Below are 22,406 nucleotides of genomic sequence, written 5' to 3' on the forward strand. Positions count from 1 at the left end.
TCAGCCGGTGTCCTCGCGCAGGGCCCGGTCGATCGCGGCCAGCGCGCCGGTCAGCCGCGTGTAGTCGTCGGCCGTCAGCGGCCCGACGAAGAACTCCTCCACGACCCGGGCGTGCACGGCGGCGGCGCCGAGGAACGCCGTACGCCCCTCGGCGGTCGGCTCCACCAGGGCCACCCGCCGGTCGCCGGGGGACGGCACCCTGCGGACCAGCCCGGCCTCCTCCATGCGGTCGACCAGGCGGGTGGTGCCGCTGCTGGTGAGCGTGATACCTGCACGACTCGCCGTACACCTACTTCACCTCCGGTGAGCTCCACCTGGGCGAGATCAGCCTGGAGTGCTCCCGCGCCGGTGCCGCCGCTGCCGCCCTGTGGCTCACCTTCCGGCTCCTGCCGCCCACGCCCGACGGCCTCGGCACGGTGCTGGCGGCCGGGCGCCGGGCCGCCCTGCGCTGGGCGGACCTGATCGGGGCGTCGGACGTCCTGGAGCTCTACCAGCACCCCCAACTGGACATCGTCACCTACTTCCCGGCCACCGACCCGGCCGCCCTCACCGCGATCGACGCCGCCTCCGCCCGCGTCCTGACCGACGGCATGGCCGCCCCCGACCCGGTCTTCCTCAGCACCCTCAAGGCCGACCGCGCCGCCTTCGCCGCCCGCCACCCCAAGCTCACGGCGGACGCGGACGGCGCCCGGATCCTGCGCAGCGTCCTCATGAAGCCGGAGTCGGAGGAGTACGTCGAGGACCTGCACGAACGGGTGGAGCGGCTGGTCGTACATCCGAGCGGGCCGAGGGGGGCCGCCCGTTAGTCCGGAGCGACCGCGCACCCGGTGGGCATGACGCGCACACCGTCGTCGCCGGGGTCACCCGGGCCGGCGACCGGCGGGCGCACGACGTGTTCACCACCCCCTGCCGGGGGTCCGGTCAGCCGACGGCCGCGACCTGCTCGGTGAACCCGAGTTCGCGCAGCGCGGTGCGCAGCCGGGCCGCGGCGTCGTCCAGGGCGGCCTCGTCCTTCTCGACGCGGGCCCGGGAGAAGTCGAGTTCGGCCATGCCCCAGGCGGGCGCGACATGGATGTGCAGGTGCGGCACCTCGAAGCCCGCGATGACCAGACCGGCCCGGGGCGCGTCCCAGGCGCGCCGCACGCCGCGGCCGATCGCCTGCGCCACCGTGACACAGCGGGCCAGCAGTTCGCCGTCCGCGTCGGTCCACTGGTCCACCTCCCGCCGGGGCACCACCAGGGTGTGCCCCGGGGTCAGCGGGGCGATGCTGAGGAACGCGGCGACCTCGGAGTCCTGCCAGACGAACCGGGCGGGCAGTTCTCCGGCGAGGATCCGGGAAAAGAGCGTCGGCATGCGGCGAGTATCCCCCCGGGGCCCGAGAGCCCGTCAGGGGGTCCCGGTGCCCGGGTGCGGGCTCCCGGACCGCAGCAGGAGCACGGCGAGGTCGTCGGTGTGGCCGCCGGCCGGCCAGGCCTGCCGGACGAGGCCGTCGATGAGGCGCTCCAGGTCGTCGACGTCGGCGCGGGCGAGGTACTCGGCGAGGCCGGCGGTGGCGTGGCCGACGTCGGTGCCGGGGCGTTCGACGAGGCCGTCGGTGTAGAGGGCGAGGACCGCGCCCGCCGGGAGCGGGCCGCGGGTGAGGGGGTAGCGGGCGCAGGCGTCGACGCCCAGCGGCGGGCCGGGGTCGAGGTAGAGGGGGTGGGCCCGGCCGGCCGCCGGCCGCAGCAGCGGCGGTACGTGGCCCGCGCCGGCCAGGGTCAGCTCCTTGCGGGCCAGGTCGAGGTGGACGTAGAGGCAGGTCACCAGCAGGTCGGGGGTGAGGTCGGCGAGCAGCCGGTTGGTGCGGGCGATGACCTGGTCCGGGGCGGCGCCGGCGGTGGCGTGGGCATGGATGGCGGTACGGACCTGGCCCATCAGGGCGGCCGCGGCCATGCTGTGGCCCTCCACGTCGCCGATGACGGCGGCCGCGCACGTGTCGTCCAGGCGCAGCAGGTCGTAGAAGTCGCCGCCGACGTCGATGCCGTGCCCGGCCGGCAGGTAGCGGGCGGCGACGGTGAGACCGGGCACGGTGGGCAGGCTGCGCGGCAGGAGTGCCTGCTGGAGCTGGTGGACGAGGTGGTGCTGGGTGTCGTAGAGGCGCGCCCGGTCCAGGGCCTGGGCGAGCAGACCGGCCAGCGGGGTGAGGACGGCGCGTTCGTCGGCGGTGAAGACGTGCGGGTGCTCGTAGGAGAGGATGCAGCAGCCGACGGGGCGCCCCGAGATGATCAGGGGGAGGAAGGCCCACGCCTGTTTCCCGCTGATCCTGGGTGCCCGGGGGTAGCTGCTGGCCAGCTCGGCCGGGCTGCCGAAGAAGGCGGGGACGCCGCTCGCCAGGACCTGTCCCGCCGGGGTGACACCGGTGTCGAGGGGGAGGGCGTCGAGGCGTTCGACGGCGTCTGCGGGGTAGCCGTGCTGCCCGGCGATCCGCAGGCGGCCCGCCTCGGCGATGCTGAGCACGAGCCCCTGGGCGCCGAAGGCCGGCAGGATCTGGTCCGCGATCAGCGCGACCACGTCCTGGGTGGTCACCGTCTCGGTGAGCGCGGCCGCCAGGTGGACCAGCTGGTAGAGGCGTCCGGGCCTGGTCGGGGCAGGCTCCACGCGCCCGCTCGCGCCGGCTGCCGCAGTCTCCTCCCCGGCGGTGATCCACACGCTGATGCCGCTGGCGTCCGGGTGGAGGTGGAAGGTCAGCCACCGGTCCGGCGGGCGGAGCGCGCTGAAGGAGACCGGCGCCCGGCTGACGACCGCCAGCCGGTACCGCTCCTCGTACCTCAGGTCGTCCAGCCACGGCAGGGACTGCCAGGGCCGGGTGCCCAGCAGCCGGTCTGCGTCCCGGCCCAGCAGCCGCGCGGCCGGGGCGGACATGAACGTGACCCTGCCCTCCAGGTCCAGGGCCAGCGCACCCTCCGGGAGCCGGTCGAGGAAGTCGACGGCGGCCAGCGCGGTCTGGGCGGAGTGGTGCTGGGCGTCCACGGGTACGACACGCGGCCGGTCGGGGAGGGCGGGCGGCACCGGCGAGTCGTCCAGGAGCCGGGCCAGCCTGCGGGCGCCGGCGATGATGTGGTGGAGTTCGCGGGCGGTGGCCCGGGGCGGGTGGTCGGCGGGCCACATCAGCACGATCCCGCCCCAGCGGCGGCGCACCCCGCGCAGCGGGGCCGCGGCGAGCGCGAAGGGGTACGGCAGGACGGTCGCGGCCCGCGGGTAGCGGCGCGCCATCTCGTCCTGGGAGCCGACCCAGACCAGGTGGTCCTCCTTGATCGCGTCGGCCACCGGAACGGGGGCGGTCAGCGACAGCCGCTGCCAGGGCACGGTGAAGTCGACGGGCAGCCCGCACAGCGCCACCAGGCGCAGCAGCGCGGCCGGCTCCTCGACGAGGTAGACGCCGCCGATCGCCGCCCCCGTCCGGCGGACCATGTCGGCCAGCGCCACGCCCAGGGCATCGTCGACCGCGAGGTCGTCCCTGGGCCGGGCACGGAGCCGCATGACGTTCGTCCTCCGGTCGTGTGCGGTGGGCGGCGGACGCCGCACGGAGCCCCTCCCGGGCCCCGCTACGGCGGCGTATACCACGCATTCACGACAATATGCGCACACCTTCTCACGGCAACACCGGGTCTGCCGGTGCCTGCGGCCGTCCCCACCGGGCCCGGTTCGGCGGGGGGCGTGCGGGCTAGGGAAACAGCCCTCGGCCGATGCAGGAGGACCCGGATGCTCACCATCCACCACGCCGCGACCGACTGCGCGCTTGTGGTACGCCCACCAGACCGTTGACTCCAGCGGTTCAGGCACCACAGCTCAACTTGAGGGCCGGCACCGGCGGGCGGGCCCTCAAGACGTGGACCGACATGACTGAGCCTCTTCCTCGACGAGGAAGAGGCCCGGCTGCACGCGCTCTGTCCTCGGCCGAGGACAGGCTGAGACCCACTCCCACATCCGAGACGATCAGTGGGGCGCCTTTGGAGCTTGGGAGCGGCGTACGCGGGGAAGCCGACGGATCGCGCAGTCGAAGGACCCATGGTCTACGCCAACGTGCACCCGATCGGTGATGGAGATTAGGTGGCCTGATCTAGGCGTTCTTTGGTTCGGCCTGCTGAACCACCTCGAAGGACCACAGGGTCGAACCCGACGCTGCTGGCTTCGGCTTCTCCCCACTCTCCTCACCGCCGCCCTGGTGCGCCGCCTTCATGGGCCCCTCCATCCACGCCTGGAACGACTCGTCGTCGCGCCACCGCGTGTAGACGAGGTAGTTGTCAGTGCCTTCAACCGGACGGAGAAGCTCGAACCACTCGAAGCCGTCGGAGCTCTCCACGGCGTGGGCGCGATGGGCGAACCGCTTCTCCAGCGTCTCCCGCTGTCCCGCCGGTACTTCCAGTACGTTGATCTTGACTACGCTCATGCCCCCATCCTGCCGCAAGGGTGATCAGGAGAGCGTGAGCGACTACGCCTTGTGCCTGGGCGCATGGTGCAGTCGATGCGCTGCGAGGGCCTCCAGGTCCTGGTAGGGGGCGTGGCCCTGGTCGGCCAGGTCCCCCCTGGGTGTCGTTCTGGATGACCTCACGGGCGATCCGCGAGCACCCGACCACGCGGCATCCGCGCGGTCGTCAAGCAGTGGCGCGGCATCGCTACCCGTTACGAGAAGACGGTGGCGATCCACAAGACGGTGGCGATCCGCCTGATCCGTCCGCCGATTGAAACGAAACCGCTGAGCCCGACGAGATCACCGATGAGCCAGGAGGCACCGGCTTTGGGAGCGCACGGGCTCACTGTGGTTCCGGCAAGGGGGCAAGGCGCAGGACTTGCCGGCGGTAGTGGTTGACAGCGGCCCATACAGCCTCCGGTTCTGCCGCGAGTTTGGCCCGGGCAGCGGTGAGGCGGTCGATGGGTTCGGGGCCCGCGTTACGCAGGGCCTCGAGGCGGAGGGGCAGGCGATCGCAGGTGTCGTCGGCGAAGGTGCGCAGGAGGACAGCCCCCAGTCCCAGGTAAGCCCGCACTTGAGTGAGGGCCTTGGCGGCTTCGTGTTCGCCGGCAGTGATGAGGGGCGCGTTGCCGAGGACCTCCTCCCAGGCGTCGGCGTGGGTTGGGGCCTCGGAGGCGCTCGCGATCCAGCGGGCGACAGCGGGGGCCTGGGCAGTGGTGAGGGCGGAGGTGTGGCGGCTCTGGGCGGAGAGCACGGTGCGGACGTCGTCCTCGATCACGCGGAGCACCAGCGCGCGCATGTCCGTGGTGTTGTGCAGCGCCCGGTCGGTCGCCAGGCTCATCACCGTGCGGAGCAGATCGCGCGGCAGCCCGCCGGAGAGTATTTGACACACCCACAGATACGGGTCTGGAAGCCACACACCGCGCAGTTCCAGAAGCCTGCGTGCCTGCGCGAGGTCCAGTGGACGCACGGCGACAAGCTGGTCGAAGGCACTGTCGAAAGCCGTGCGGATATCCACCACGTGCCGGCCGAAGGCTGTCAGGGCGTCTTCGGAGACCGCGACAAGGAAGTGACAGCCTCTGATACCGAAGACGACCTTGAGGTCGTTGAGGAAGCGTTCGGCCGCCTGGGCGTCGCCGAGCTTGTCGAGTTCGTCGATGCCGATGACGACGCGCCCGCCCGCATGTCGGCGCTCCAGCGCGATCATGTCAAGTAACGCTCTGAAGCGGGCCACCAGTTCGGGGTAGGTCAGTACCTGCTCGGTGTGCTGGACTTCGGCGCTGTCGGAGAGTTGGAGCCCTGCCGGCAGACTGAGTTGGGCGTTTCGGCCACGCGTCACCGACAACTGGTAATGCAGTGCGCGCAGGTAATGAGCCGCCACGGCTTCGGCATCCGCGAAAGAGTCAGGGGCTCGGTGCCCGGCGCGGGCGGACAATACCAAGGTCCAGATGAGTCCTGCGCAGACGAGTGCGATACCACCTGCGATCAGCAAGGCACGCAGGTGTGCGCCGGCGGTTGCTACGGCCGTGTTGAGCTGTGGCCATAGCAAAGTGACCGCGACCGTCGCGACGCCCGCGACCGTGGTGACGCCCGCGCCGATACGGAATGCCCGCGCTCGGCGAGGGGCCGGGTCGGGACCGGGCCGGCCACCCTCGGCAGTCGAGTCACCCGTGATGCCCCGGCACAGCTCTGCGAACAGATGGATGAGGAACTCGCGGGGATCGTAGGAGGTAGGCGCCGCGACCAGGACCAGCAGGTCTTCGGAGGTGGAGGTGGGACCGGGGGTGCAAAAACGCTCCATCAGATGCGACTTACCCGCCCCACGCGGCCCGCTGACACCGATACTGGCACTGTCCAGCTCCCCGAGGTCGAAGGCGACCTGTTGGGACGCGGCTGTCTCGACGAAGCTGTCGGAGTGACGCGTGCCGGTGAGACGGGAGAGATCGATGGCGGGGAAGGCCGGGGTCGTCGTGGTGTCCTCGCTTACCCGGAGCCGACTCGAGATCAGCGGCATGACTCCGTCCCGCGCTACGACGTTCAGCCAGTCCCGGCGCGCCTGGAGCGCGGCCTCACGATGCCGGGCCCGGGAACGGGGGAGAACGGGCCAGCCGCGGGGATCGTCGTCGCCCAGAGCACGGGCCCGTGCGACATGCGGCCGGGCGTAGAGCCAGGCAAGGAGGGATACACAGCCCACGCCCAGGGCAGGCAGAAGCGCCGTCCTCAGCAGGCCGTCGGAAACAACCGGAGCAAGGAGCGGGACCAGCGCGCAGTACACGCCCACCACGACGCCGGCGCGGTACCACGGAGGCAGTTGGGAACCACGCGTCCGAGGCCGCACAGCGCGCCGCTGCCGCAGCCAGAGCGCGAGACCCACGACCAGAACGGCGACCGCCGCGCTCTCGGTCGCCCCGAGGTTCTCGCGGGCGCCCACCAGCAGGAGTTCGGCCCCCCAGACGACGCCACCGGCCACGAGAGCGACTGCCGCGTAGATTTGGGCTGCGGTGGGCTGGGCCCACCATGGCCGACGCACCGCGGCCCTCATCCGCTCCTGGGCACGCTGAAATCGTTGGTAGGCATCGCGTCCCGGGCTCGCGACGGCGGCGAGCTCCTCGTCCAGCACACGTTGGGTGAGTGTCTCGATGCGAGCTTCTGCCTGGGTCGCCGCCTCTGGGTCACCGTCCGCCCGGTACGCGCGATAGGCGACGGACTCTGGCAGGCCCAGGACCTCGGCACGGATCTCCGCCTGAAACCTCTGCACGGCTCGGAGGTGGGGCAGTTGCACGGCCCGGGCGGCGAACACGTCAAGGACCATGCGGTGACGGAAGGCATAGCAGCCGCTTCCGTACCCGTCGGCGGGCATGAGCAGCCCTCGTGTCTGTACGTGCTGAAGAAAGCGCTGCAACCGCCAGGGCAATTCGCCGTCGAGCGCCAGGCGGAAATGGACCAGCCGGTACCGGCCCCACGCGCTGCCGGTGAGCAGAAAGGCCATGAACAGGCAGAGCGGGGGCACCACCCATACGAACCAGGTGAGCAGGCCGCCGTGCCGGACCTGTGTCGGCCAGGCGAAACGCGCCGACGGCAGATACAGCAGAAAGGCCGCAGCGGACGAGACAGCCAGCGCGCACCAGAGATCCCGGCTCAGGTCGCCGCCCGACCGCCCGGGTTCAGGGTCGGCATTGGGACGCGCACATGGGATCACACATCCGATGAGGGCACAGCACACCAGAAGGATCGTTCTCCCAGGGGTCGACACCGCAGTGCCCAGGGTCTCGCCACGCAGTGCCGAGGGAACGACGAAGAGCACCGCACCAAGCACCGCGCCCGAGGCGATGGCAGCCGCCACCCTCCTGACACGGCCTCCCCGCCCCGTTCTCCCGAAGCCGGGCAGTCTCAGACACAGAGGGACCGAACGCCTGAGCAGTGCCGGAGCAACAATGCCTGTTGCCGCGCACGGGAAAAGAGTCACGGTCGCCAGCGAAGGGTTCACCGCGGCGATCAGTGGCAGCGGAAGCAGCAGCAGTCCGAGCCGTACGCCCCACAGCACGCCCTGGGACTGACAGGTCCGCGCCATACGCCACCACAGGAGCGCACCGTCGTTCTCTCGTCCCATGGCGTCGGTCAGCAGCGTCAGATGCTGCCTCGCCTCGGAGCCGTCCCAGCCATCGAAGCTGGCCGTCGGGTCGGCAGTGTCGAAGATACGTGCCATGACCGCGGCAGCGTCGGGAAACGCCCCGCGATCCGTCAGCTCGACGAGTTCGCGGTGTCCGGGCCCGGAGTAGCTGGTGAGGGCCAGTATCAGCGCGATCGGCGACGACAGGGCCAGGGCCAGCGGCCCCGTTGGGTCCCTCTCCACCGCCTCGGCGACGGTCCGCCAGCCCCTTCCAGGGTCGGCCCTGCGCAAGCAGTCGGCGATGGTGGACGCCGACAGCGGCTCGACCACCACCGCCGTGCCCAGCGCGCGTGCCGCCACGTCGGACAGTTCGTCGTAGGCATCCCTGCGGCACGTCACGATATGCGCCGGGAAACCGGACAGCCATCGGCCCAACAGCGGTACCAGGGAGTCGCGCTGGGTGGACGGCATCTCGTCCAGACCATCCAGCACGGGAAGCACCAGGCCTTGGTGGACAAGGTCGGCAGCCATCTTCCTGGGCCAGTCGTGGACGAGGGTCAGATGCTCCACCAGCAAGGTGTCCAACGGCTTGGCAGGGTCCCAGTAAGCGACTGGGATACGTACTGGTACTGGGTCGCCTTCTGCGCGGTTCCTGATGAGAGCGAGCATGAGATCGACGGCGAGTACGCTCTTGCCGGCCCCGGGCGCACCGGTGATCACCAGGCGCCGGGGTCGGAGAGAGAGGTAGAAGTCCCGGATGCCGGGAAGCGCGCCGGATGGATCGGTGCCGAGACGTCCGGCGGGCAGGGCGGAGGCGTCCCGGCTGCTCGTCGGGTGCAGCCTGTAGGTGAGGTCGATGAGGTCGGGGCCGACGCCCAGCTGCCGCCGGAGCATCCAGGACTCGGTCTCGAGCATTTGGTGGGCCAGGGTGTCCGCCCATCTGCGGACGTGGTCGGCGTTGTCGTCTTCGGCCGGTCTGCGGAGGGCCATGATGGTCAGCAGCAACGAGGCAAGGCCGATGGGTAGGCCCAACAGGGCTGTGGTGTCGGCCGCTCCGAGCCCGCCGCCGGCGATCTGCCACACGACGTAGACCACCGTGGCCACCGAGCTGGCGACCGCGCCCACGCCGAAGAGCAGCGTGCGCCCGCGCCGATATCCCCCGAATCTGGCCATGGACCGATGATCCCCTCAACCAGGCTTCGGTAAGGGCCGTTTGCTTCACTTGTCGGCAAGAGCATCGCCGGCCGGGCACTGCGGCCCCCACCTCATCAGAGGGCAAGTCAGCATCGTGACAACCCGGACACCGACATCGACCAGGCTTTCTTGGCTTCCGAGGCGTGGCCCTACGGCGCGTATCGGGTCGTGATCAATGCTCATCGCAGCCTCCGGGGCGGGCGCCCCGTCTGGGGCGCGGGGCCCGGCTGTCTGCGGCTGCGCCGCGTGGACGCGGGTGACCGGAAGCGTTGCCGCAGGCAGGCCGTCGCGGGGCCCGAGAACCCCGGTTGCGTGCCCGCAGGGACGGTGTGTCAGACCATGGCGAGCCGGTCCACCAGCAGCTCCACCCTCGGCTCGGCGTCCTCGGGCAGCAGGCGGCCCGCGCGGGTCAGGGTCGCAAGGCCGTGCAGGGCCGCCCAGAACACCTCGGTGAACAGCCCCGGGTGGACGCCGTCGCCGGCGACCTCGCCGAGAGTCTCCAGCAGGGCGGCGAAGGCGTCCTTCAGAGGCTCGGGGGTGTCCTCCTGCGCGTACGCCAGGCCGCCGTCGAGCTGGAACAAGGCGTCGTAGACCGCCGGGTTGCGTGCGGCGAAGTCGAGGTAGGCGCTGGCCAGGGCGGTGACCCGGGCGCGCGGGCCGTCCACGGCGGCGGTCGCGGCCCGCACCGCCGCGGCCATCTCGGTGGCGCCCTCGAGGGCGACGGCGCCGATGATCTCCCGCTTGCCGCGGAAGTGGCTGTAGAGGACGGGCTGGCTGTATTCGATGCGCTCGGCGAGTCGGCGAGTGGTGACTGCGTCCCAGCCCTGCTGTTCGGCGAGTTCGCGGGCTGACGCCACGATGAGGCGCTCGCGCTCAGCCCGTTCGCGCTGCTTGCGTTCTTGTACCGACATGAGTCGATCCTAGCATCGCTAGACAATCGAGCGGTAGCAGTACTAGCGTTGCCTCATCGGCTAGCAATGCTAGATCACGGAGGGATCGCCATGCTCAACGCGCTTGAGGTCGTCACCACCGTCGTCGTGGGGCTGATGGTGGGGGTGGAGTTCTCCGTCGCCTTCATCATGAACCGGATCCTGGACGCGCTTCCCGAGGACAGCGGCCAGCTCGGCCACGCCCACGGCGGCCGGATGCTCGGCGCCCTGATGCCGTTCTGGTACATAGGCTCGCTCGTCCTCAGCGCGATCTGGGCCATCGCCGGATGGCACCACCACGGCGCCGGACTCGTCGTCGCTGCCGCCGGCCTGCTGATCGTCAGCGTGGTCATGTCGATGCTGCTGCTCGTCCCGATCAACAACCGAAACAAGACCTGGACCCCCGAGAACCGGCCCGCCGACTGGAAGCAGCAGTTGCGCCGCTGGGACCGCTACCACTACGTCCGCGTCGCCGTCATCATCGCCGCCTTCACCCTGCTGGTCGCCGCCCTCACGTGATACCACCGCTGCCCGGCATGCACTGGTTCGCCCCTGTACCTCGACGACTTTCGCCTCGTCGAGGTGAGCCCGACATGGCTTCGGATTTCTGACCCCGCGGGCCGATGCCGCGCCGGTGGCGCACCATCCCCGCTCCTCGGGGTGCGGCCGACCACCGAAATCCCGACATCCAGGAGTCCAGCTGCCGCTCAAATCCCACGACTGCGATCCCGGCAAGCTGCGCCCCTCGATCAGCCGCGTCCACGCGGCTGATCGGGCCCCACACGATTCACCGGGGTCCACGAAGCTCACCAAGCTGACGAAGACTCGCAAGGAGAAGAGCAATGTCGCTGAAGAAGATCAACACCGTTCTGGCCGCTGCCTTCATCCTCTTCATCCTCTGGTTCGGGACGGAATTCATCCTGAGCCCGGAGACGACGGCGCCGGGCTTCGGCCTGCCGGGCTGGCCGTCCGGCGACGGCGACGGCTTCCTGATCATCAAGGGAATCCGCGACGTCGTCCTGGCCCTGGTCCTGGGCATCCTGCTGGTGACAGGCCACCGCCGGGCGCTGGGCTGGGTGCTGCTGGTGGAGTCCCTCGCCGCATACGGCGACATGGCCACCGTGCTGGCCCACCACGGCTCCGTGGCCACCGCGCTCGGCGTCCACTGCCTGACCGCGACACTGATGGTGGTCAACGGCCTGCTGATAATGCGCGAGACCCGCAAGGTCGCGGCCACTCCGGCAACACCCGCCCCGCAGCCCGCCTAGGGCGCGGATCGGGTCGTGGTCAATCCGTGGCTTTCGCCCCGTTCCAGGCCCTGGCCCGGTAGACCGTCGTGCGTGACCCGCGCGCAACTGACGGTCGACGAGCGGGAGTTCATCGAGCCGCACCTGCCGACCGGCGAGTGCGGCCCGTACCCCAAGACCCTGCGGCAGCAGTTCGAGGGCGTGATCTGGCGGTTCCGGACCGGCGGGCAGTGGCGGGAGATGCCGAGCTCCGCCCGAAGACCGCCGTCTTGGGACGCTCGCGGGGCGGGCGGACCAGCAAGGTTCACCTCGCCGCCGACCGCAAGTCCCGCCCGCCGGACAGGCGGCCGACAGCCCGCAGTTCATCCCGGTCATGCGAAAGATCCGGGTCTGCGGGCCCGTCGGCCGCCCTCGCACCCGGACGCAGTCGCCGGGGACAAGGCCTACACCTCCAGCGGTAATCGCTCCCACCTGCGCAAACGCCAACGACCGTCTTCGCGAGCGGCAGGGGATCGTCACCTCGCAGTTCGAATTCCTGCGCTTCCTGCGCTTCCTGCGCGACCGCCCTGGGTCCCGGGTGGCGGACCTCGCCGCTGAGTTCGCCATCGGGATCGGTGCGACCAGCAAGGGCATCGACCGCCTGGAGAAGCAGGCATGGGTCATACGGCGAACCAATCCATCGGATCGTCGCTCATCACTGCTGGACCTGACCGATGACGCCCTGCAACTCGTCGAGGCGGCGGAGGCGACCTTCACCGAAACGCCGGCCGAGCTGACCGCAGGCGCTCTCCGTGGCCCCTCAGGACTGGCCGCCGTACAGGTCCTTTCGGAGCTCCGCTCCGTGCTCGAATGCGACCAGATCGGTCTGCCTACAGGCTGACCGGCATGTGGATCCAGTGAAGCTGTACTACCGGGAGGAACGGCTGGCCGGCATCGTGGTCGATGCGCTGCGGGGCCCCAGGTCCTCGTGGAGGGTGTGGCCTTGGCCGGCCGGGCCCCCTCTGCTCTGGAGCAGTGGATGTGCAGCGCGGGGGCGATCACCTTCTCACGCGGCCGGTGTTCGTTCCCCCACTTCCTGCCGCGGGAAGCTCGGTCGCGCTGCTGAGCATGCCCGTCAGGCAGCCCGGCTCTGTTCCGGTGTGCGGAGGGACTGGTCAGCGCCTGCTCTTGATGTCCCACAGCGTCTGTTCGATCGGGCCTACCAGGACATCGACCAGTCCGTAGCGTTCCCGCACCTCGCGGTTCGTCCGTTCGGGAAATTCGCGGCCTTCCTCGCCCTTCCGCGCGATGACCTCCGACACGTCTGCACCATGTCGGCCAAAGCGCCAGTATGTGGTGACGCGGCGCGGATCCCTCGTGTAATTATCGATTGCATTGTTCTCTTGTACTTCGGCGCTTTGGACGATGGTGTCGTATTCTTTCTGCCCTCTCTTCAGCCATTGGGGAAGTGTGGCGCCGCGCCAGGAGTAATCAGGTCGACCGAAAGCTCCCAAATCGAGCTTGTCCTTGCGTGCCAAGCTCACGGTGGCATAGAACGCCAAATGGTCGTACGGCGTGTCGATGGGAAGCTGAACAATGGTTCGCGTGAGCGACTCGTCGTTCGCCTCGACCCAGTGTCCGGCAGGAATCCACGGCTGTGCTGCCACCAGTTCACCGGGCTGGTAGACCTCTCTGCGGGAGAGCGGGTGCTTCTCCCGGTATTTGATCCATTGCTCGGCGTCGGCCTGCCACTTGGCGCGCGGCCGGTCCGTCTTGCTCAGCGGTACGTGCTCCCCCATTGCGTGGAACTCGGTGCCCAGCACATAGAAACTCATATCACTGTGGTTCACGAGCTTGATGTCGACTGGCACGGAGAACGCGTTGCGGTCCCCGCTGAGCACCGCCTTGCCCACGGCCAGATGCACGAGAGGCTCGCCCCCACGTCGGTACGGCTGATAGAGGTCCTGGTAGCCAAAATTGGCGACCGCCACAATAGTGGAGACGATCAGTGCCGCGGCTACCCTCTTCGGAGCAGGGATCTCGTCCAGTCTCCGCCACACCAGAACGACAGCCCATAGTGAACCCACCGAGAGAAAACCGAACAGTACCGGATAGCCGACCTTGTCACCGTCCTTCCATGTCTGAAGCAGGAGCAAGGTGTTCGTCAAAAGCGCTACGCCGGCACTGATCAGCGCAAGCATCCCGAAGTTGGAAATCGGCCCGCGAACCCAGCAGTCCACGACCGCGGCAACACCCACCACCATGCTGAGGGCTGCCAGGATGAGGGCCGCTCCCGTGACGCATCCCAGGAAAGTCAGAGCCGCGCTGAAGTCCTGGAAGCCGCACCAGCCCACCGGCAACGCCGTCAGGAGCAGGACCAGCAGGACCCCTGCCATTTCTGCCCGTGAGTATGTGCATTTCGTCAGGCCCCGCCGCACCATCACATGTGAGCCGGAGTGGGATCCTGAGGCATCAGGTCCAGGGGAAGTCGTCACATGATCACCTCCTCGCAACGCATCGGGATCCGTACACCATGACCCTCGAATTCGGAATTCCGGCCACGACCGGAAAACGAGGTCAACCAGCTCAGGACACGCTGTTCGACTGGATCACCTGGCGCTGAATACGGCGTTGTGGCGTAGTCGTTCGACGCACCATCGGATGTGTCCGTCGCTGTCATCCAGGCCGAAGAGGTCGTAGGTGGTCAGGGCGTACGCGGCTTGGCAGACGGTGAGGGTTGTCGGCGCGTACCCGAGCTCGTGGGCGAAGAGCCGGGTGAGTTCTGCGGTGTGCTCCGCGGCGTGCGGACCGTACATGTCCCAGACGGCAGCGGTGACGGCAGCCTCGAAGGCCGGGTCGCCCGCGGTCGTGTAGAAGCCGAAGTCGAGTACGGCAACGGGCCGACAGGCGGCGTCGACGTGGATGTTCGGCGGGACGAGGTCGCCGTGGATCGCTGTCACGGGGGCGTCGGGGAGCAAGCGCAGCGCCGTTTGCGTGCGTTCGACTCCCGCGTCGACGTCCGGCACCTGGGCGGCCAGGGCGGCACCGTGCCGGGTGGCGGCCCGGGCGGCCAGGGCCGCGAGCGCGTCCTGGAAGCGGTCGTGGTCGCGCCACAGCGGACGGTCGTCGCCCTGGACGGTCAGCCGGCGCATGGCGTCGGTGCCGGGCACGGAGGCCAAGCCGCGCAGGACGGTGAGTATCGCGTTGCTGTGCTGCGCGGGCAGCTAGCGCTCATAGTCCATCTGTGCGGAGTCGGCCCGCAACGTGACACCGGGCAGCTTCCGCTCGTACGTCACCAGGACGCCCTCGTACTCCTCGACGTCGAGGATCTCCGGGGTGGAGAACGGCAGAGGGTGCCGCGCAAGGTCCGCGTACACCTGGCGGGTGAGCCGGAAACCGGCCGGCCGCCGACCGCTCCACACCTTGGCCACCCGGTCGTCGCCCAGGCTGTAGACGACGCCCTCGACACCCGAGCCGATACGGCGGACACCCGTGTGCCCGCGCTCTGTGAAGCGGACAGGCCACGAGTCGGCGAGTGGGGCTCCGTCGCCCGGGATGATCTCCATCCGCGCATGGGACCAGATGCCGAACCGGCCTCGACAGGCGTTTTCGTGCTGTGCCGCGACCGCAGGTCAGGAGGGCGGCCCCGTCCTGCACGACCGGCCGCCGAGCTCCCCGCCGGTCACAGCCCACCCGAAGAATTCACCGAACTCCTGTACAACCCTTACTCCTTGACGCGGGTCTCCTGATCGCTGGACACCACTGACTCCGGCCGGCCGCCGGGCGCGGACGGCCCCCGCATGCCGCAGGAGACGACCCGCATGCACACGTTCCCGCGACTCGCCCTCGCGACGGCCACCGCTGCCGCGCTGACGGGCGGTCTGCTCACCTTCTCGGCAGCCTCGGCGTCGGCCGCGGACTCCGTCAAGGTCGCCCGCGCCGACTTCAACGGCGACGGCATCGGCGACATCGCCACCTCGGCCACCACCGCCTACGTCAGCGGCCACAAGGGCGCCGGCCAGGTCGTCGCCCTCTACGGCTCCGCCTCCGGCATCACCACCGCCAAGCGCACCACCCTCAGCCAGAACAGCCCCGGCGTCCCCGGCACCGCCGAGGCCGGCGACGACTTCGGCGAGACCCTGGCGTACGCCGACTTCAACGCCGACGGTTACGACGACCTCGCCGTCGGCGCCCCGTCGGAGAAGGTCGGCTCCGACACCGACGGCGGTACCGTCACCCTCCTGTGGGGCTCCAAGAGCGGCCTCACCGGCAAGGGCGTCGACATCAAGGACCCGTCGCCGAGCAGCCACGACTACTGGGGGCTGCAGCTCGCCGCCGGCGACTTCGACGGCGACGGCAAGGCGGACCTCGCGGTCGGCAGCTCCGCGGCCACCCTGTGGGTGTTCAAGGGCGGCTTCTCCGGCAGCGGCACCCCCGGCGGCCGGTACACCGTCAAGCCGCCGATACAGCCGGGCACCAGCTCCTACCCGTACGGCCCGATGAAGCTCACCGCCGGCGACGTCAACGGCGACGGCCGTACCGACCTCGTCGTCGACGGGTACGAGACGAAGACCAGCGACCACTGGAACACCAACTACTGGCTGCCGGGCAGCGCCAAGGGCGTGACCGCCACCGGCGCCAAGGCGCTGAAGAGCGGCATCGTCACCGGCATCGGCGACATCAACGGCGACGGCTACGGCGACATCGTCAGCGGCGCCTCCTGGGACGCCAGCAGCGGCGGCACCGTCTTCCCGGACTCCGCCAACGGCGGCCGGGTGGCCATCACCTACGGCAGCGCCTCCGGCCCCGCCAAGGCCACCATGTTCAACCAGAACAGCGGGAACGTCCCCGGCGCCTCCGAGAAGGGCGACAACTTCGGCTGGGAGATCGACCTCGGCGACGTCAACGGCGACGGCTACGCCGACCTGGTCGTCTCCGCCCCGTACGAGGACATCGGCAGCAAGGCCAACACCGGCCAGGTCACCGTCCTCTACGGCTCGAAGACCGGGATCAACCTCGCCTCCGGCGCCCAGTCCTTCGCGCAGAGCACGGCCGGCGTCCCCGGCGACGACGAGAAGAACGACCTCTTCGGCGTCGACACCAAGCTCGACGACGTCACCGGCGACGGCAAGGCGGACCTGATCGTCGGCTCGTACGAGAACGGCGGCGACGGCGCGGTCACCTACCTGCCGTCCAACGGCTCGAAGATCACCACGACCGGCTCCCGGGCCCTCTCCGCAAGCAAGCTGGGCGTGTCGACGACCGGAACCCCGCAGCTCAGCGCCATCTTCGCCGACTGACCGGCCTGCCGCCGCACGGCACCGCACCACCTCCGCGGACCCGCGCACCTGCGGGTCCGCGGATCCGGCACCCGCGGATCCCGCACCCGCGGATTCCGCACCCGCGGACCCGCGCCCCCGCGCACCTCCGGCACCCATGCCGCCGATCCCAGGAGCCCCCTCCCCGTGAACGCCCTCGTGAACGGACACCACCGCCGCCGCCTCGCCCTCGCGACCGTCACCGCCGCCGCGCTGACCGGCGGACTGCTGACCCTCTCGGCCCCCGCCGCGTCCGCCGCCACGGCCCGCGCCTACAAGGCCGACTTCAACCACGACGGCTACGGCGACGTCGCCTTCGCCGCCCCCTACGCCAAGGTCGGCGGCAAGAACATGGCCGGGTACGTCGCCGTGGTCTACGGCAGCGCCTCCGGACTCAACCCCGCCAAGCGCACCGTCGTCAGCCAGAACACCGCCGGTGTCCCCGGCACCGCCGAGACCGAGGACTTCTTCGGCGACGCGCTCGCCGTGGCCGACTTCAACAAGGACGGCTACACCGACCTCGCCGTCGGCGCGCCCGGCGAGGACAACGGCACGGACACCGACGGCGGTTCGGTCACCATCCTGTGGGGTTCGGCGAACGGCCTGAAGAACGGCACGACGGTCAAGGACCCCTCGGCGGCCAAGCACGAGGCCTGGGGCTCGGTACTGGCCGCCGGCGACTTCAACGGCGACGGCAGGGCGGACCTGGCGTCCGGAACGGCCGCGTCGTACGCCTACATCGTCAAGGGCGGCTTCACCAAGTCCGGCACCACCGGCGGCACCCAGAAGGTCCCCACGCCGGACAAGGCGGAGTTCGGCATCGACGCGCTCGCCGCGGGCGACACCAACGGCGACAAGAAAGCCGACCTCGTCCTCACCTACCGCACCGCGCTCACCTCCGACCCGTCCGGCAGCTGGTCCAAGGGCGCCGCCTACCTCGGTGCGTCCACGGGCGTGGTCACGACCAAGCCGCGCCCGCTGAACGGCGGCACCTCCCTCGCCCTCGGCGACATCGACGGCGACGGCTACGACGAGATCGCCATCGGCAACGTCTTCGCGAAGGAGGACGACCACACCGGCACCCTCGGCGGCCAGGTCGTCGTCATCCGCGGCAGCAAGGGCGGTCCGGTCAACGGCGACGCCCCCATGGCCGAGCTCACCCAGTCCGCCACCGGCGTCCCCGGCACCGACAAGGAGGGCGACGGCTTCGGCGGCTCCGTCTCCATCGGGGACACCAACGGCGACGGCTACGGCGACCTCGCCATCGGCGTCGTCTTCAAGGACATCGGCGCGGCCGAGGACACCGGTCTCGTCGTGCTGATGAACGGCTCGGCGGACGGCGTCTCCCGCACCGGCGCCCGCACGATCTCCCAGAACACCCCCGGGGTCCCCGGCACCAACGAGTCCATCGACTACTTCGGCTCGGACCTCGTGCTCTCGGACGTCAACAAGGACGGCAAGGCGGACCTGACCGTCGCGGCCGGCTTCGAGGACGAGGGCGTCGGCGCGGTCACCGCCCTGCGCGGCAGCGCCTCCGGCATCACCGCCACGGGCGCCAAGTCCTTCGGCCCGGGCACCTTCGGGCTGTCCCGCACGTACGGCGCGTTCGGCGCGGGCCTCACCGGCTGACGCGCCCGCACCAAGAGGACGCATCACGTGACGTCGCGTCACCTCACCACCTCACGGGGGAAATCCATGCACAAGCGCACCACCCTGCTCCTCGCCACGGCCCTCACCACCGGCCTGCTCACCGCCCTGCCCGCCGCCACCGCCACCGCCGCCCCCTCGGGCCTGTCCGGCGACTTCAACGGCGACGGCTACCGCGACCTCGCGATCGCCGCGCCCGTCGCCAAGGTCTCCGGCAAGTCCGGCGCCGGCTACGTGGCGGTCGTCTACGGCACGAAGAACGGCCTCGACACCACCAAGCGCCAGATCATCAGCCAGGCCACCACCGGCGTCCCCGGCAACCCGGCCTCCGGCGACTACTTCGGCGACCGGCTCACCACCGGCGACCTGGACGGCGACGGCTACACCGACCTGGTCGTGGGCGTGCACAGCGAGCGGATCGGCACCACCGACTCCTACGGCAACGTGACCGTGCTCTGGGGCGGCGCGAGCGGCCTCAAGGGCGCCAGCAACCTCTCCTCGCCGCTGCCGAGGTACCGCAACGAACTCGGCTGGGCACTGGCGGCCGGCGACTTCGACGGAGACGGCCACACCGACCTGGCCGTCGGCAACAACTCCACGCCCTCCCTGAACATCTTCCGCGGCCCCTTCACCCGCAAGGGCAAGGCGGTCGCCCTGGTCGGCATCGACACCGTCGCCCAGACCACGATCTACGCCGACAAACTGATCGCGGGCGACGTCAACGGCGACGGGAGGACCGACCTGCTGGTCATGGGCCAGGAGGAGACCTCATCCGGCGGCTACCGCACCCGCAGCGTCCTCTACACCGGCTCCGCCACCGGCACCCTCAAGGTCGGCAAGAAGCTCGCGGGCGGCTACGACGCGGTCATCGCCGACGTGAACAAGGACGGCTACGGCGACATCATCACCGGCAACTTCATGGAGAAGTCGGCCGACGAGCCGAACGGCGGCCTCGGCGGGGCGGTCACGGTGACCTACGGAGCGGCCGGCGGCCTCAGCAGCCGTACCCCGGTCCGGATCACCCAGGACACGGCGGGCGTCCCGGAGAAGGGCGAGAAGAACGACGGCTTCGGCTGGAGCCTGTCCGCCGGGGACGTGAACGGCGACGGGTACGCGGACATCGCCGTCGGCGCCTACGCCGAGACGCTCGGCACGAAGAAGCAGGCGGGCACGGTCACCGTGCTGCGCGGCTCGGCGAACGGCCTGACCGGCAGCGGCGCCAAGCTCTTCTCCCAGGACACCGCGGGCGTGCCCGGCACCGCCCAGTCCCAGGACTTCTTCGGCTCCTCGGTCCGCCTCACCGACGCCAACCGCGACGGCCGCGCCGAACTGGTCGCGGGCGCCTACGGCGAGGGCCGCGGCGCCGGCGCCGTCTGGCTCTTCAAGTCCACCACCGCCGGCATCACCGCGAGCGGCTCCAAGACCTTCACCGGCACCACCCTGGGCGGCCCGTCGGGCACCGCCTACTTCGGCGACGTACTGGAAGGCTGATCATGCGCGTCCGTACGGCGGCGGCCCTGGCCGCACTCCTCACCGCGGGCCTCGTCCCGCTCGCCACCCCCGCCGCCGCCGCGCCCGCCCGCTACGCCGACGACTTCAACGGCGACGGCTACCACGACCTCGCCACCGCCGCCCCGGGAGCCACGGTCGGCGGCAGGGCGGACGCCGGCGCGGTGGTCGTCACCTACGGCTCCAAGTCCGGGATCAAGGCGTCGAACCGTACGGTCGTCACCCAGAACTCGGCGGCTGTCCCCGGCACCGCCGAGAAGGGCGACGAGTTCGGCTCGGCGCTCGCCTCCGGCGACCTGAACCGGGACGGGTACGCCGACCTCGTCGTCGGCTCCGAGGGCGAGGACGGCGAGGCCGGGTCGGTGACGATCCTCTGGGGGAGCAGGAAGGGCCTGTCCGGGGGCCGTATCGTCGCCGACCCGGCCCGCTCCTCCCACCACCGCTTCGGCCGGTCCCTGGCCGTCGGCGACTTCACCGCGGACGGCCGGGCCGACCTGGCCGTCGGCAGCACCGGCGCCGACGTCCAGATCTTCCGGGGCGGCTTCACCAGGACCGCCGGGGCCGCGTCCCGGACCTGGGTGGTGCCCTCGTTCCGCACCGGCGACTCCTACGGCGTCCGGTCCCTGGCCGCCGGCGACATCAACGGCAACGGCGTCGACGACCTCGTCGTCAGCGGGACGATCGTGGGGGAGTCCGACGAACCCTTCGACGGCCAGGTGGTGTACCTGGGCGCTGACTCCCGGCCGAAGGCCCAGCGGACGCTGGTCACCGACGGCCGGCAGCCGGTCGTCGCCGGCGACGTCAACGGCGACGGCTACGACGACGTCATCACCGCCAGAGTCCTGGTCTACGGCTCGAAGGCCGGACCCGGCGAGGTCATCACGTACCTCGGCGGCCCGCACGGCATCAGCCCCACCCCGCAGGCGGCGATCACCCAGGACAGCCCGGGCGTCCCCGGCGCCACCCGGGCCCAGGGCACCAGCTCGTTCGGCGACTCGCTCGCCGTCGGTGACGCCGACGGCGACGGCTACGACGACGTCGCGGTCGGCACGCTCTACGAGACGGTCACCACGGCCTCGCGGACCGGCACGGTCACCCTGCTACGCGGCTCCGCGGCCGGGCTGACGGGGGTCGGCTCGACGCGGTACACCCAGAACACCCCGGGCATCCCCGACCTGAACGAGGACGACGACTTCTTCGGCTCCGCCGTCCGCCTGGCCGACCTCGACGGCGACCATCGGGCCGATCTGGCGGTCGGCGCCCGGCACGAGAACGGCGGACAGGGCGCGGTATGGACCCTGCCCGGCTCCGCCACGGGCCTGACCACGACCGGCGCGGTGTCCTTCCACGCGACGTCGGTGGGCGTGTCGGGGACGTCGGCGCAGCTGGGTTCCCTGTTCGGGCAGTGAGCGACAGCGATCAACAGGGCCCTGAGGGTTCCCCTTAGGGGATGTCACAGGTCTGCGGCAATGGCGGGCTCGGGTGCCCGAGCCCGCCACACGGATCTCCGGGACCGGGTACGTTCGATGACGTGGCTGGATTCAGGAACGGACGCGGCGGCCGGAACGAGCGTGCCCCGCAAGCGCGACCGCAACAACCCGCGTACGGGCAGCAGGCACCGCCGCAGAGCTTCGGCGGCCGGCCGGCGGGACCGTCGTACGGGTACCCGTCGGCCCCGCAGCCGCCGTACCCGCAGCACGGCGGCGCGTCCGGCTGGCCGCAGGCGCAGGCGCGCGGCGGCCACCCGGGACAGGGCGGCGGCGACGGTCCGGAGTACTTCGGCGACGACCACGGCTACGGCGGCGGATACGGCTCCGGCAGCGCCGACCCGTACGCGGCGAACCAGCCGGGCCACACCCAGGCCTTCTCGGTCGACGAGGCCGGCGCCTACACGCAGGGCGCGACCTACCACGCCGGTTCGGCGGCGCCGTCCGGCCCGATCGGCCCGCGCCTGCACTGGAAGGACCTGCTGAAGGGGATCGTCCTCGCCCCGAACCAGACCTTCCTGCAGATGCGGGACTACACGATGTGGGGCCCCGCCCTCATCGTCACCTTCCTCTACGGCCTGCTCGCGGTCTTCGGCTTCGACGGCGCCCGCGCGGACGCGATAAACGCCACCCTCACCAACGCGGTCCCGATCGTCCTCGTGACGGCGGTCGCGATGGTCCTCTCCGCCTTCGTCCTGGGCGTGGTGACCCACACCCTGGCCCGCCAGCTCGGCGGCGACGGAGCCTGGCAGCCGACGGTCGGCCTCTCCATGCTGATCATGTCGATCACCGACGCCCCCCGCCTCCTCTTCGCCATGTTCTTCGGCGGCGACGCAGGCTTCGTCCAGCTCCTCGGCTGGGCCACCTGGGTCGCGGCGGGCACCCTGCTCACCCTCATGGTCGCCAAGTCCCACGACCTGCCGTGGCCGAAGGCCCTGGGCGCGTCGGCGATCCAGCTGATCGCCCTGCTGTCGATCGTGAAGCTGGGCACGTTCTAGCACCGCACGCACACGAAGGGCCCCGGCAGCCGCGCCGG

At 70.7% G+C, this 22,406-nt stretch carries 17 protein-coding genes and 3 pseudogenes; 11 read left to right on the forward strand and 9 right to left on the reverse strand.

The window, feature by feature from the left end:
• Positions 1–267, reverse strand: a complete 267-nt coding sequence (locus tag ACFY6U_RS38070; protein ID WP_390045936.1) for a MarR family winged helix-turn-helix transcriptional regulator — start codon at positions 265–267, stop codon at positions 1–3.
• Between ACFY6U_RS38070 and ACFY6U_RS38075 the strand changes: the two are divergent.
• Positions 267–806 (forward strand): annotated as a pseudogene (locus ACFY6U_RS38075) (aspartate aminotransferase family protein); the annotation flags it as partial. The gene ACFY6U_RS38070 and the pseudogene ACFY6U_RS38075 overlap by 1 nt on opposite strands.
• Positions 807–921: 115 nt before the next feature.
• Here ACFY6U_RS38075 and ACFY6U_RS38080 read toward each other — a convergent pair.
• The 5 genes from ACFY6U_RS38080 to ACFY6U_RS38100 all read right to left on the reverse strand — a co-directional run bounded on the left by ACFY6U_RS38080 (position 922) and on the right by ACFY6U_RS38100 (position 10,165).
• A complete protein-coding gene (locus ACFY6U_RS38080; protein ID WP_390045756.1) occupies positions 922–1,353 on the reverse strand; it encodes an HIT family protein in 432 nt (143 codons plus the stop codon).
• A 33-nt stretch (positions 1,354–1,386) separates the two neighbouring features.
• A complete protein-coding gene (locus ACFY6U_RS38085; protein ID WP_390045758.1) occupies positions 1,387–3,519 on the reverse strand; it encodes a SpoIIE family protein phosphatase in 2,133 nt (710 codons plus the stop codon).
• A gap of 580 nt (positions 3,520–4,099) precedes the next feature.
• On the reverse strand, positions 4,100–4,429 hold the full coding sequence (locus ACFY6U_RS38090) for an antibiotic biosynthesis monooxygenase family protein (protein ID WP_390045760.1): 330 nt from the start codon (positions 4,427–4,429) through the stop codon (positions 4,100–4,102).
• 364 nt (positions 4,430–4,793) lie between these two features.
• Positions 4,794–9,233 carry an NACHT domain-containing protein gene (locus tag ACFY6U_RS38095; RefSeq protein ID WP_390045762.1) on the reverse strand — a complete coding sequence of 1,480 codons (4,440 nt, stop codon included), beginning with the start codon at positions 9,231–9,233 and terminating at the stop codon, positions 4,794–4,796.
• A 353-nt stretch (positions 9,234–9,586) separates the two neighbouring features.
• On the reverse strand, positions 9,587–10,165 hold the full coding sequence (locus ACFY6U_RS38100) for a TetR/AcrR family transcriptional regulator (protein WP_390045764.1): 579 nt from the start codon (positions 10,163–10,165) through the stop codon (positions 9,587–9,589).
• A 90-nt stretch (positions 10,166–10,255) separates the two neighbouring features.
• On the opposite strand from ACFY6U_RS38100, the gene ACFY6U_RS38105 reads away from it, so the two are divergent.
• The 5 genes and pseudogenes from ACFY6U_RS38105 to ACFY6U_RS38125 all read left to right on the forward strand — a co-directional run bounded on the left by ACFY6U_RS38105 (position 10,256) and on the right by ACFY6U_RS38125 (position 12,310).
• Entirely contained in the window at positions 10,256–10,702 is a 447-nt protein-coding gene (locus ACFY6U_RS38105; RefSeq protein WP_390045766.1) for an anthrone oxygenase family protein, read from the forward strand.
• Between the two features lie 323 nt (positions 10,703–11,025).
• Positions 11,026–11,451: a DUF4267 domain-containing protein gene (locus ACFY6U_RS38110; RefSeq protein WP_390045768.1), complete on the forward strand. Its 426-nt coding sequence runs from the start codon at positions 11,026–11,028 to the stop codon at positions 11,449–11,451.
• Between the two features lie 72 nt (positions 11,452–11,523).
• Positions 11,524–11,676 (forward strand): annotated as a pseudogene (locus ACFY6U_RS38115) (transposase); the annotation flags it as partial.
• Between the two features lie 2 nt (positions 11,677–11,678).
• Positions 11,679–11,913, forward strand: a pseudogene (locus tag ACFY6U_RS38120) (IS5/IS1182 family transposase); the annotation flags it as partial.
• A complete protein-coding gene (locus tag ACFY6U_RS38125; RefSeq protein ID WP_390045938.1) occupies positions 11,891–12,310 on the forward strand; it encodes a MarR family winged helix-turn-helix transcriptional regulator in 420 nt (139 codons plus the stop codon). The pseudogene ACFY6U_RS38120 and the gene ACFY6U_RS38125, both read left to right, overlap by 23 nt.
• A 274-nt stretch (positions 12,311–12,584) precedes the next feature.
• On the opposite strand, the gene ACFY6U_RS38130 is transcribed toward ACFY6U_RS38125, so the two are convergent.
• From ACFY6U_RS38130 to ACFY6U_RS38140, 3 genes are all read right to left on the reverse strand, one after another.
• Positions 12,585–13,805, reverse strand: a complete 1,221-nt coding sequence (locus ACFY6U_RS38130) for a hypothetical protein (protein WP_390045770.1) — start codon at positions 13,803–13,805, stop codon at positions 12,585–12,587.
• Between the two features lie 213 nt (positions 13,806–14,018).
• Positions 14,019–14,579, reverse strand: a complete 561-nt coding sequence (locus ACFY6U_RS38135; protein ID WP_390045940.1) for a phosphotransferase — start codon at positions 14,577–14,579, stop codon at positions 14,019–14,021.
• 54 nt (positions 14,580–14,633) lie between these two features.
• Positions 14,634–14,975, reverse strand: coding sequence for a hypothetical protein (locus ACFY6U_RS38140; RefSeq protein ID WP_390045772.1), 342 nt, complete (start codon positions 14,973–14,975; stop codon positions 14,634–14,636).
• Between the two features lie 255 nt (positions 14,976–15,230).
• On the opposite strand from ACFY6U_RS38140, the gene ACFY6U_RS38145 reads away from it, so the two are divergent.
• The 5 genes from ACFY6U_RS38145 (at position 15,231) to ACFY6U_RS38165 (ending at position 22,368) form a co-directional block, all read left to right on the forward strand.
• Positions 15,231–16,709, forward strand: coding sequence for an FG-GAP and VCBS repeat-containing protein (locus tag ACFY6U_RS38145; RefSeq protein ID WP_390045774.1), 1,479 nt, complete (start codon positions 15,231–15,233; stop codon positions 16,707–16,709).
• Positions 16,710–16,874: 165 nt separating this feature from the next.
• On the forward strand, positions 16,875–18,356 hold the full coding sequence (locus ACFY6U_RS38150; RefSeq protein WP_390045776.1) for an FG-GAP-like repeat-containing protein: 1,482 nt from the start codon (positions 16,875–16,877) through the stop codon (positions 18,354–18,356).
• A gap of 66 nt (positions 18,357–18,422) precedes the next feature.
• Positions 18,423–19,865, forward strand: coding sequence for an FG-GAP-like repeat-containing protein (locus tag ACFY6U_RS38155; RefSeq protein ID WP_390045778.1), 1,443 nt, complete (start codon positions 18,423–18,425; stop codon positions 19,863–19,865).
• Positions 19,866–19,867: 2 nt separating this feature from the next.
• Positions 19,868–21,292 (forward strand): FG-GAP-like repeat-containing protein, encoded by a 1,425-nt coding sequence (locus ACFY6U_RS38160; RefSeq protein WP_390045780.1) that lies wholly within the window; start codon positions 19,868–19,870, stop codon positions 21,290–21,292.
• A 41-nt stretch (positions 21,293–21,333) separates the two neighbouring features.
• Positions 21,334–22,368: a YIP1 family protein gene (locus ACFY6U_RS38165; RefSeq protein WP_390045782.1), complete on the forward strand. Its 1,035-nt coding sequence runs from the start codon at positions 21,334–21,336 to the stop codon at positions 22,366–22,368.
• The last annotated feature ends 38 nt before the right edge of the window (positions 22,369–22,406 follow it).

The sequence above is a fragment of the Streptomyces sp. NPDC013157 genome, assembly GCF_042899865.1.
In the GTDB taxonomy this organism is placed as follows: domain Bacteria; phylum Actinomycetota; class Actinomycetes; order Streptomycetales; family Streptomycetaceae; genus Streptomyces.